General features: G+C 70.5%; 13 protein-coding genes. 7 read left to right on the top strand and 6 right to left on the bottom strand.

Annotation, left to right across the window (positions count from 1 at the left end; genetic code table 11):
- Positions 1-173: 173 nt before the first annotated feature.
- From U4E84_RS15240 to U4E84_RS15225, 4 genes are all read left to right on the top strand, one after another.
- Positions 174-1,451 carry a cysteine desulfurase gene (locus U4E84_RS15240; protein ID WP_322532972.1) on the top strand — a complete coding sequence of 426 codons (1,278 nt, stop codon included), beginning with the start codon at positions 174-176 and terminating at the stop codon, positions 1,449-1,451.
- Positions 1,452-1,691: 240 nt separating this feature from the next.
- Entirely contained in the window at positions 1,692-2,192 is a 501-nt protein-coding gene (locus tag U4E84_RS15235) for a response regulator (protein ID WP_322532971.1), read from the top strand.
- 81 nt (positions 2,193-2,273) lie between these two features.
- Positions 2,274-2,696, top strand: coding sequence for a Fe-S cluster assembly sulfur transfer protein SufU (gene sufU / locus U4E84_RS15230; RefSeq protein WP_322532970.1), 423 nt, complete (start codon positions 2,274-2,276; stop codon positions 2,694-2,696).
- Positions 2,697-2,806: 110 nt separating this feature from the next.
- Positions 2,807-3,415, top strand: a complete 609-nt coding sequence (locus U4E84_RS15225) for an Sjogren's syndrome/scleroderma autoantigen 1 family protein (protein ID WP_322532969.1) — start codon at positions 2,807-2,809, stop codon at positions 3,413-3,415.
- A gap of 85 nt (positions 3,416-3,500) precedes the next feature.
- Here the strand turns inward: U4E84_RS15225 and U4E84_RS15220 are convergent, their stop codons facing one another.
- Together U4E84_RS15220 and glmM are read right to left on the bottom strand one after the other, a co-directional pair.
- Positions 3,501-3,791 (bottom strand): hypothetical protein, encoded by a 291-nt coding sequence (locus U4E84_RS15220; protein WP_322532968.1) that lies wholly within the window; start codon positions 3,789-3,791, stop codon positions 3,501-3,503.
- A gap of 114 nt (positions 3,792-3,905) precedes the next feature.
- The gene (gene glmM / locus U4E84_RS15215; RefSeq protein WP_322532967.1) at positions 3,906-5,270 is read right to left on the bottom strand and encodes a phosphoglucosamine mutase; all 1,365 of its coding nucleotides are present in this window, start codon (positions 5,268-5,270) and stop codon (positions 3,906-3,908) included.
- Positions 5,271-5,478: 208 nt separating this feature from the next.
- Between glmM and U4E84_RS15210 the strand changes: the two genes are divergently transcribed.
- A complete protein-coding gene (locus tag U4E84_RS15210) occupies positions 5,479-6,081 on the top strand; it encodes a hypothetical protein (protein WP_322532966.1) in 603 nt (200 codons plus the stop codon).
- Between the two features lie 43 nt (positions 6,082-6,124).
- On the opposite strand, the gene U4E84_RS15205 is transcribed toward U4E84_RS15210, so the two are convergent.
- The 4 genes from U4E84_RS15205 to U4E84_RS15190 all read right to left on the bottom strand — a co-directional run bounded on the left by U4E84_RS15205 (position 6,125) and on the right by U4E84_RS15190 (position 8,429).
- Positions 6,125-6,733, bottom strand: a complete 609-nt coding sequence (locus tag U4E84_RS15205) for a hypothetical protein (RefSeq protein ID WP_322532965.1) — start codon at positions 6,731-6,733, stop codon at positions 6,125-6,127.
- A 43-nt stretch (positions 6,734-6,776) separates the two neighbouring features.
- Positions 6,777-7,163 (bottom strand): hypothetical protein, encoded by a 387-nt coding sequence (locus U4E84_RS15200; protein WP_322532964.1) that lies wholly within the window; start codon positions 7,161-7,163, stop codon positions 6,777-6,779.
- Positions 7,163-7,858 carry an ATPase domain-containing protein gene (locus U4E84_RS15195; RefSeq protein WP_322532963.1) on the bottom strand — a complete coding sequence of 232 codons (696 nt, stop codon included), beginning with the start codon at positions 7,856-7,858 and terminating at the stop codon, positions 7,163-7,165. Before U4E84_RS15195 ends, U4E84_RS15200 begins: the two co-directional genes overlap by 1 nt.
- 100 nt (positions 7,859-7,958) lie before the next feature.
- Entirely contained in the window at positions 7,959-8,429 is a 471-nt protein-coding gene (locus U4E84_RS15190; RefSeq protein WP_322532962.1) for a chemotaxis protein CheW, read from the bottom strand.
- Positions 8,430-8,531: 102 nt separating this feature from the next.
- Between U4E84_RS15190 and cheB the strand changes: the two genes are divergently transcribed.
- Positions 8,532-9,656: a chemotaxis-specific protein-glutamate methyltransferase CheB gene (cheB, locus tag U4E84_RS15185; RefSeq protein WP_322532961.1), complete on the top strand. Its 1,125-nt coding sequence runs from the start codon at positions 8,532-8,534 to the stop codon at positions 9,654-9,656.
- On the top strand, positions 9,656-10,499 hold an 844-nt coding region (locus U4E84_RS15180), incomplete at its 3' end, for an Hpt domain-containing protein (protein ID WP_322532960.1). The genes cheB and U4E84_RS15180, both read left to right, overlap by 1 nt.

Genomic DNA, 10,499 nt, shown 5'->3' with positions numbered 1-10,499 from the left:
CTTCTCGCCGCCGCGCGCGAACCCGGACTGGGAAGGGTAGGCGGTCGGCGGTCCGAGCCGGGCCGAGTTTGAGGTTCAAACCGGCAGCGAAACGCGCGATCCCGCGCGTCCGCGATACCCGCAAGACGTACCGGACCGAAGGTGTGTTAGTGCTCGGGGCCCGAAAGAGAGTAATGGGAGTTCAAGAACAGTACCCGTTCGACGTGGAGGCGCTCCGCGCCGACTTCCCGATCCTTAACCGGAAGGTCGGCGGGGACCCGGAGACGGCGGGCGAGGGCGAGGGCGACGACACCCCCCTCGTCTACCTCGACAACGCGGCGACCTCGCACACCCCGGATCCGGTGGTCGACGTCATCGCCGACTACTACCGGAGCTACAACGCCAACGTCCACCGCGGGATCCACCAGCTGAGCCAGGAGGCCTCCGTCGCCTACGAGGAGGCCCACGACGCGGTCGCCGACTTCGTCGGCGCCGCGGGCCGCGAGGAGATCGTCTTCACGAAGAACACCACCGAGGCGATGAACCTCGTCGCGTACGCGTGGGGGCTCGAGGAGCTGGGTCCCGGGGACAACGTCGTCCTCACCGAGATGGAGCACCACGCCTCGCTCGTCACCTGGCAGCAGATCGGCAAGCGCACCGGCGCCGACGTGCGCTTCGTCGACGTCACCGACGAGGGGCGACTCGACATGGACCACGCCGCCGAACTCATCGACGACGACACGGAGATGGTCTCCGCGGTCCACGTCTCGAACACGCTCGGCACGGTCAACCCGATCGCGGAGCTGGCCGACCTCGCGCAGGACCGCGACGCGCTGATCTTCGCCGACGGCGCGCAGTCGGTGCCGACTCGGCCGGTCGACGTCACTGACCTCGGCGTCGACTTCCTCGCCTTCTCGGGACACAAGATGTGCGGTCCGACCGGCATCGGCGCGCTGTACGGCCGCGAGGAGCTGTTGGAGTCGATGCAGCCGTACCTCTACGGCGGCGACATGATCCGTCGCGTCACCTTCGAGGACTCCACGTGGGAGGACCTGCCGTGGAAGTTCGAGGCCGGAACGCCCTCGATCGCGCAGGGGATCGCCTTCGCGGCCGCGATCGAGTACCTGGAGGAGATCGGGATGGACCGGATCGAGGCCCACGAGGACTTACTCGCCGAGTACGCCTACGACGAGCTGACGGCACTGGGCGGCGTGGAGATCTACGGCCCGCCCGGGGACGACCGCGGCGGACTCGTCGCGTTCAACGTCGAGGGCGTCCACGCCCACGACCTCTCCAGCATCCTCAACGACTACGGAATTGCGATCCGCGCCGGCGACCACTGCACGCAGCCCCTCCACGACGAGATGGGCGTCGCCGCCTCCGCGCGCGCCTCTCTCTACCTCTACAACACCGTCGAGGAGCTCGACGCCCTCGTCGAGGCGGTCGGCGAGGCCCGCGACCTGTTCGCCTGACGCGCTCGGTTCGTCGACACCGACGGACGAGGCCGGCATGCGCGTGACACCCCCAGGTGCGCGTGTGACGTTCCCGGTGCGCGTGACAGTCTCGTACTCGGACCGTCGGGGGGCTGTACCGTCTCCCCGTCCGTGTCCCCGCTTCTCGACGTTTCGGCCGCGAAACCGGAGCAAAACGGGCTTAATCGTGGTTGAGTGTCTCCCCTTTATACGTGCACGGGGTGCGTTCGACGAGTCAGCATGACAGTCGAATCACGGTCGGCGGGTGACGGTCCGGCGGAAGGCGGCGGTTCCGTCGTCCTCCTTCACGTCGAGCCGGACGCGCGCTCCGCGGAGCTGCTGGCGGCGTTCGCGGACCGGTTCGCCGACCGGTTCGCGGTCCGATCGGTCGGTCGGATGGCGGCGGCGCTCGACGCGGTCGACGAGGTCGACTGCGTCGTGACCGAACAGCGGCTCTCGGACGGCTCCGGCGTCGAACTGGTCGAACGGCTCAGAGGGCGGGGCAGCGAGGTGCCGGTCGTGTTCCACACCACCTGTCGGGAGCGGGCGACCGAGGCGGCGGCGCTCGATGCCGGCGCGGACGCGTACTTCTCCAAGCGCTCGGAGCGGGGCCAGCACGACTGTGTCCTCGACCGGATCCGTGGGCTCCTCGACGGTGAGGGGGCCGGGAATCCCCGTGCGACGACGACCGCTCCGGACGCGTCGGGGCCGTCGTCGAGGGCGTCGCTCTCCGAGGAGTGACCGGTCGGTCTCCCCGTCGGCACCGGGCCCGCTGGGGGCGACGGAACCCTTTTGACCCGTACCGGCCTACCTGAGACCGATATGGGACTGGGCTCGGACATGTATCGACAGCAGATCCTCGACCACTACAAGAACCCGCGCAACTACGGGGAGCTCGAGGAGCCGGACTTCACGCACGTCGGCGAGAACCCCTCCTGCGGCGACACGATCCGGATGGACGTCGACCTCGACGCGGCGGGCGAGACGATCGAGGCGGTGCGGTTCACCGGCGACGGCTGCGCCATCTCGATGGCCTCGGCGAGCATGCTCTCCGAGCGGCTCCACGGGATGTCGATCGAGGAGCTTCACGCGCTCGACACTGACGACGTCACGGAGATGCTCGGCGTCGACATCTCTCCGATGCGGGTGAAGTGCGCGGTGCTCGGCCGACAGGTCGCCCAGGACGGCTCGAAGATCCACCGCGGCGAGCTCGACCCCGACGACCGCACGATCACCGAGGAGTAGCCGGTCGCGACGACGGCGTGCGCGCCGCCGGCGACGGCGGCCGTCCCCTCGATGGCCGCGACCGTCTCGAGCCCACCGGACTTTTGCTCGTGAGTCACGTTCGTCCGCTCATGAGCGACGGGTTCGACAAGGAGGCCGAACGGGAGAAGCTCCGCGAGAAGCTCGCGGACGACGAGCAGAAGCGCGAGCACACCCAGCGGATGTCCGAACTGCTCCTCCGGGGCGCGACGATGACGAACCGCCACTGCGACGACTGCGGGGACCCCATCTTCCGGCAGGACGGGCGAGAGTTCTGCCCGACGTGTCACACGGTCGACGCGGCCGACGTGGAGGGGAACGCGGCAGACGCGAGCGACGCCCCGGGGGACACGACCGATACGCAGCGAAGGGCGGTCGACGCGCCGGGGGACGCGGACCCGCCGACTGGCGAGAACGGGGCCGCCGGCTCTCGGTCGGGCACTCCCGATCCATCGAGCGCCTCCAATCCGTCGAGCGCTCCAGCGCGCGTCCCGGACCGTCCCGAGGGCGCGGCGGATCCCGTCGCGTCGCCGGCCGACGTCACCGGCTCCGAGAGCGTCGCGGACGCCCGGGCGTCGCTGGCGCGGACGCTGAACCGGTTCGCCGTCGCGGCCGAGGAGACGGACGACCCGCGTCGGGCGCGAGACCACCTACAGGCGGCCCGCGAGGCGGCCGAGGCGCTCGCGGCGCTCGACCGGTAGGGCGCGCGGCGAGGACGCGAGGGGAACCGAGAACACAGAGACGAGAGAGACGAGATCGCAGAGACGTCCGCTTTCGAACGCGCCGTCAGGCTCCCGTCGCGGGCCCGGCCGGCTCCATCTCCTCCCAGATCGGGGGCGTGTCGCTCAGAAGCGAGCGGACGATCCGAACGACGACGTCGGTGCCGGCGTGGCCGTCTATCTCGCCGCGCTCGGCGTCTCGAACGAATCGATCGAGCTCCGCCAGTCCGATCTTCCCGGACGCGACGGCGCCGGTGATCGTCTCCGTCTCGCTCTCCATCGTCCTCACGAGTTCCGTCGTTGCGGTCGGGCAGTGCTGGTCGGCGCGCGATTCGAGCCTGAGGTCCTTGGCGGCCATGTCAAATCTTACTACAGGACGAGTTAATATATTAGTACCGGTAGCTATCTGCCTCGTGATACTTCTCGCGGTGGACCGCTCGATCTCCGGTTGGGGACGGAACGAAACGCCTCGTTATCGACCGCTCTCGACGGCGATCCGCATGTCGGTCGCGAGCCGCTCGGCGCGGTCGGCGTCGGCGGACTCGGCGTAGATGCGGATCTTCGGCTCCGTGCCGGAGGGACGCACGAGGACCCACGCGTCGCCGTAGTCGAGGCGGTAGCCGTCGGTGGTGTTCGGCGCGGCGTCGGCGGTCTCCACGTACGCCCGCGCGGCCGAGAGCATGTCGTCGCGCTCGGCGTCGCTCTCGTACTCGACGTTCAGGCGCACGAAGTGGTAGTCGGTGTAGGGCGCGACGACCTCGCTGACGGGGTCGCCGCCGGCGGCCGAGAGCAGCTCGAGGAAGCGAGCGCCGATGTACGCGCCGTCCCGCGAGAGCCGGTACGGCGGGAAGAACACGCCGCCGTTCCCCTCGCCGGCGATGGGGACGTTCACTCCCTCCTCGTGGAGCTCTCGCGTGCGGGTGATGATGTTCGTCGCGCCGATGGGGCTCAGCTCGAGGTCGGCGCCGTTCGCGTCGCAGACGTCGACGACCCGCTGGGAGACGTTGACGGCGCTGACGACGGCGTCGCCCGGCTCCAGACAGGCGTCCGCCATCGCCGCGAAGGACGTGTCGCCGTCGACGAACGCGCCCGTCTCGTCCACGAAGACGCCGCGGTCCGCGTCGCCGTCGTGGGCGATCCCCACGTCGGCCTCGGAGGTGGCGACCAGCCGGGAGAGCGCGGTCAGGTTCGCCGAGACGGGCTCGGAGTCGCGACCCGGAAAGTGGCCGTCCGGCGTCGCGTTCACCGTCAGCACCTCACAGCCCAGCTCGCGGTAGCACCGCGGCGACGACACCGACGCCGCGCCGTGGCCGGGGTCGACGGCGACGGTGAGGTCGGCGTCGGCGACCGCCTCGCGGTCGACCGCGTCGAGCAGCTGGTCGACGTAGTCGTCGACCGCGCTCTCGACACGCGTCGTCGTGCCGGCGGTCCGCCAGTCGGCGTGGTCGTAGTCGTCGTCGAGGACGCGGCGCTCGACGCGTTCGAGCACGTCGACGGAGAGCTCGACACCGTCGTCGCCGACGAGCTTGATCCCGTTGAACTCCGGCGGGTTGTGCGAGGCGGTGACGAGCACGGCGGGGGTCTCGGTCGACTCGCAGTAGTTGCCGACCGCGGGCGTCGGCACGACGCCGAGCCGGTCGACGTCGCAGCCGACCGCGGCCAGTCCGCTGGCGGCGGCGTTGGCGAACAGCTCGCCGGTGGTGCGGGTGTCGCGGGCGACGGCGACCCGATCGGCGTCCCACACCGATCCGGCCGCCTTCGCGATGTCGAGGACCAGCTCCGGCGTGAGGTACCGCAGCGCGACCCCGCGAATGCCGCTGGATCCGAACAGCTCCATGGACGGCCATGCGCCGGCCGACGGGAAAGCGGTTCCGAACGCCGAGCGACGAGCGGCCGAGTGTCACGCTCGCTTCCGGTCCGCGGCGAGCGGGCCCCCTCGCCGCTCGTGCGGCCCGCTCCGCTCCGTTTCGATTTCCGCCTCGTCTCGACGCCCGCTCCGTCTCGACTCGTGTCGTTGAAACCCGTCCCGCCCGTACGGTTCGGGTATGGAGCGCACGCGACGCGACCTGTTGGCGACGACCGCGACGACGTTCACCGCCGTGGGGTCACTCGGCGTCGCCGGCTGTCTCGACTTCGCCGCCGGCGACGGCCCCCAGGGACCGGAGGGGACTCCGGACACGCTGGCCTGCGAGGACGACGAGTTCGTCCGACTCGCACAGCCCTTCGAGGGGTCGGTCGAGGGGACGCTCGTCGAGGCGGCCGGGACGACGCTCGAGCTGTCGGCGGAGGGGAACTCCGAAACCTACGGGCAGTCGCTCAGGCTCGTGTTGCGGAACACCGGCGAGGAGTCCGCAGCCACGCGCGGCGAGCACGCCTACTCGCTCCAGCGCGACACCGCCGAGGGGTGGCTCGACGTCCGCGGGTCGCGGACGGGCGAGTCGGTCGAGCTCCCGCGGTCGGAGGAGACGCTCGACCCGGACGGCTCGTACAGCTGGTCGATCGACCTGGAGGAGGAGGCGATCGCCACGGCGGTTCCCGACCTCGACCTCGCGGTGTGTCCGCCGCTCGGGTCAGGGAGGTACCGGTTCGTCTACTGGGGCATCGTCGACGCCCCGCCGCTCGGCGCCGAGTTCGACCTGATCGGGTAGCGCGGAGAGGCCGGACGGTCGGCGACCGAGGGCGGATCCCCGCTCAGAACGTGACCCACTCGGAGGGCTGTCCGACCCGTTCGCGGACGCGGAACTCGCGGTCCTCGTCCTCGACGCGGGTCTCGACGACGACCTCGAACGGCTCGTGGAGGGTGTGGACCACCTGCACGTCGTGTGCGGTGGAGCCGACGACCCCGACGAAGGGCCACCCCTTGCCCGACGTCTGGGAGGTCATCACGCGGGTGAATCGGTAGATCCGCTCGGGGTCCCAGTACATCAGCAGCTGTGAGAGGGAGTAGACGCCTACCGCGCGTTCGCGGCCGGCCGAGGACTCGACGATGTCGGTGAACTTGATCCCGATGTCGGTGAGGTTCCCGGCGCTGGCGACGTACTTCGTCGTCGGCGTGTCGTCGCGTTTGTCCCCCTGCTCGTGGGTGATACAGTCGATGACGATCACGTCGTCGCCGTCCCGCCCCGTGATCGTCTCGTAGTCGGCGCGGACCTTCTCGGCGGTGCGACCGGTCGAGATGATAACCGGGCCGGCGGTCCACTCGGCGAGCAGGCGGTTGAACAGGTCGTACTTCCCGCTCATCGGGGGACCGCTGACGAGCACGCTGTCGGCGTCGCGGACAGCGTCGGGAAGCACGCTCATGTGTCTGAATTGAGGGGGTATCGGGTAAAACCCTTCCGAGGGATCACTTCCGAAGCATCGACGGGAAGTCAAGCGACGACGGAGGCCCCCCTCGCGGACCGCGCGTCAGTGTCAGTTCCGTTATCGCTCCGGGGAGCGCGGCCCGGATCGGGGGTTCCCGCGGGACGCCCGCGCCGTCGACGAGGTCGTTCCACACCTCCTCGGGGTCGTCGGCCCCCTCGACGACCTCCAGCGCCTTGGTCCGCCCCTCGTCGTATGCCAGCTCGACCAGGCTGCGGTCGTACGCGCCCGGGAACGCCTCCAGAACGCGGTCGAGCTCCTCGGGGCGTCGGTTGCCCACGCCCTCGGCGACGCCGAGCGCGAACGCCCGCCGGACCGCCTCCTCTCGGTCGAGGTCGTCCCACCCCGTGCCGAAAGTTCGGTCGTACATCAGCGGGTCACCGTCGCGGCCGCGCCGACGCGGAGGCCGCCGTCTGTGAACTCGACGTCCTGGATGTCGGTGTCGACGTCGGTTCCGCGCATCTTCAGCACCTGGACCCCGCGCTTCATCCCGTCGTCTTCGAGGTAATTGTGCATGAAGACGACGCCGTGTGCGAGGTAGTGCTCCTCGGTGTAGGCGTTCGGGTCGGTCATCTCCGAGATGAGGAGCGTCGTCGCGTCGGTCCGCTTCAGCGAGGAGAGCAGCTGGATCATCGTGTCCTCGTCGTCGTCGAGGAGGAACCGTAGCAGCATCGTGGAGTCGAAGACGACACGGTCGATGTCGCGGGAGGTGATGAAGCCGGTGAGACGGTTCGTCACCCCGGAGTGGTCCCGGCGCTCGCCGGGGAGTCCGAAGAACCGGCGGCCGTCCGAGGAGAACGAGTCGAGGAACGTGACGCGGTCCGTGTCGAGCGCCCGGTCGAACCCGAAGTCGTAGCCGCCCATGTCGCGGCGAATCCCGTCTTTGGTCTCGTGCATGCTGATGTACAGCACGTCCTCGCCGTTGCGGGCGCCCTGCGCGGCGAACTGCGAGCAGAACGTAGTCTTTCCGCTGCCCGGAGGGCCGCTGACAACGTACAGGCGGTTCTCCGGAAATCCGCCGCCGACGAGGTCGTCGAACCCGGGAACGCCGCTTTCTGCGCGCATACGGAGAGACTCTCCGGTTACCGGATAAGGGTTGGCTCCCGTTTCTCACGGGTGAGAACGGCCGGGGCCCGACGCGGGGCTCCCGGCGTCGACCGCGCCGCTACGCCTCGGCGTTCCCGGGGACGACGTCGCCGGCGACGATCTCGTCGACGTCCGGCGAGACCCAGACGACGAAGCGGTCGTCGGACTTGACGATCCCGCGGATCCCCTCCTCGTCGACGGTCGTTCCCCGGTCGACGTCCGCGGCCGCGACGTCTCGCACCTGGAACACCTCGTCGACCATCCAGCCGACGGTGCCGCCCTCGTCGACCTCGTCGTCGTCGAACACGACGATGCGCTCGCGGGGCCCCTCCTCCGGAATCTCGAAGAGGGTCTTCGGGTCGACGATCGTCGTCGTGCGTCCGCGCAGGTCCATCACGCCCTCGACGTGGGCCGGCGAGTTGGGGATGCGCGTGAGCTCGCCGGCGTCGACGATCTCGTCGATGACGCCGATGTCCAGACAGTACGTGCCCTCGCCTAGCCCGAACTCCAACACTTTCGTGGGTTCGGCGGCCGTCTCGGTGGCTGCCATGGGGAGACGTGTGACGGAGGGACCAATAACCGTGTCCCCTGAATTATCAGGGGTGATTCCTGGGTCCGTGGGTTTATCCCGATTCTGGCTCCGCTCTCGCACATGAGTAGGACGACGGATCGGCGGGGCGGTCGCGACGACGCCGTTCGGGTGGTCGTCGTCGACGACTCGACGTTCATGCGGGGGCTGATCGCCGACATCCTGACGGACGCCGGGGTGGCTGTGGTCGGCGAGGCCGGCGACGGCGACGAGGCGCTGTCGGTGGTCGCCGAGACGCGTCCGGACGTGGTGACCATGGACGTCGAGATGCCCGGCATGGGCGGACTGGAGGCGGTTGAGCGGCTGATGGACGAAACGCCGACGCCCGTCCTCATGCTGTCGGCACACACCGCCGAGGGCGCCGAGGTGACGTTCGAGGCGCTCGATCGCGGCGCGGTCGACTTCTTCTCGAAGCCCGGCGGCGAGGTGTCGACCGGCGTCTCCCGCGAGTCGGACCGGCTCGTCGAGGCGGTTCGGTCTGTCGCGGACGCCGACCTCGACGCGGCGACGCGCGACCGACGCGAGTGCGACGACGGGACGACGCCGGCGAGCCGCCCGGCGTCGACGGACGCGGCGACCTCGTCGACCGGGTCCGCGACCGCGTCCGCTCCCGACCTCGACGCGCCCCTGACGGTCGTGATCGGCGCGTCGACCGGCGGACCGAACGCGGTCGAGCGCGTGATGTCGGCGCTGCCGATGGCGGACTGCCGGGTCGTCATCGTCCAGCACATGCCGGCGGCGTTCACCTCGCGGTTCGCCGACCGGCTCGACGCCGCCTCGGCGTACGACGTGCGCGAGGCGAGCGACGGCGCCCGGATCGGCGCCGGCGAGGCGCTCGTCGCCCGCGGCGGGAGCCACACTCGGATCGACGGCTACCGCGCGGGGCGGCTCCGCGTCAGGCTCGACGAGGACGACTCGCGGTCGATCACGCCGGCCGCCGACGTGACGATGCGCTCGGCCGCGGAGGTCGTAGACGACCCGCTCGTCGGCGTCGTGTTGACCGGGATGGGCTCCGACGCGGCCGAGGGGATCCGGGCGATGGCCGACGCCGGCGCGCGGACGATCGCGCAGAGCGAGGACACCTGCGTCATCTACGGGATGCCGAAGCGCGCGGTGGCGACGGGCGGCGTCGACGAGGTGTGCGACCTCGACGACGTCGCCGGCGCGATCGTGGGGGGTGCGGCCTGATGGACTCGCACCGCGCCGCGTTCGTCGCCGAGGCGGAAGACGGGATCACGGACCTCAACAACGCCCTGCTCGCCCTCGAGGCCGACCCGGAGGACGCCGAGGCGATGGACGACGTGTTCCGCGTCGCCCACACTCTGAAGGGGAACGCCGCGGCGATGGGGTACGACGACGTCTCCGACTTCGGGCACGCCCTGGAGGACCTGCTCGACGCGGTCCGGCGGGGCGACCGCGGGGTGACGCCCGAGCTGATGGACCTCCTCTTCGAGGGGGTCGACGCCGTCGAGGCGATGGTCGCGGAGATCGACGCAGACGGCGAGGTGACGACCGATCCCTCCGACCTGGAACGTCGCCTCCGCGAGATGGAAGAGCAGGGGACGATCGACGGCGACTCAGCGGACGACGCCGAGGGCGCCCCCGGAGACGACGAGAGCGTCGACGGCGACGCGGACGTCGATAGCGACGCCGCGGCCGACCCGGACGACGCGATCGCCGACGACGACGCGGCCGACATCGACGCCTCCGTCCCCGACCTCCCGGCGGCCGCCGCGGAGCTCGACGCTCCCGTCGTGTACGCCGACGTGACGGTCGGCGAGACGGCGATGGCCGGCGTCGACGCCGCGCTCGTCCTTCGGGCGCTCGACGGCCAGTTCGACGGGTACGTCACCGAGCCGGCCCCGGACGCGCTGGAGGACGGCGAGTACGAGGAGGGGTTCGACGCCTTCGTCTCCGGCGCCGACCCCGACGTGGTCGCGGAGGGGCTCGGCGCGCTCGCGCAGGTCGAGTCGGTCGCGACGGCGCTCGTCGGCGGCGACGAGACGCAGGTCGACGAGGGCGAACGGACCG

It is taken from the genome of Halorubrum sp. AD140 (genome assembly GCF_034497445.1).
GTDB lineage: Archaea > Halobacteriota > Halobacteria > Halobacteriales > Haloferacaceae > Halorubrum.
Note: the sequence above shows the minus strand (reverse complement) of the source record. Positions and strands in the feature narration are given on the sequence as shown.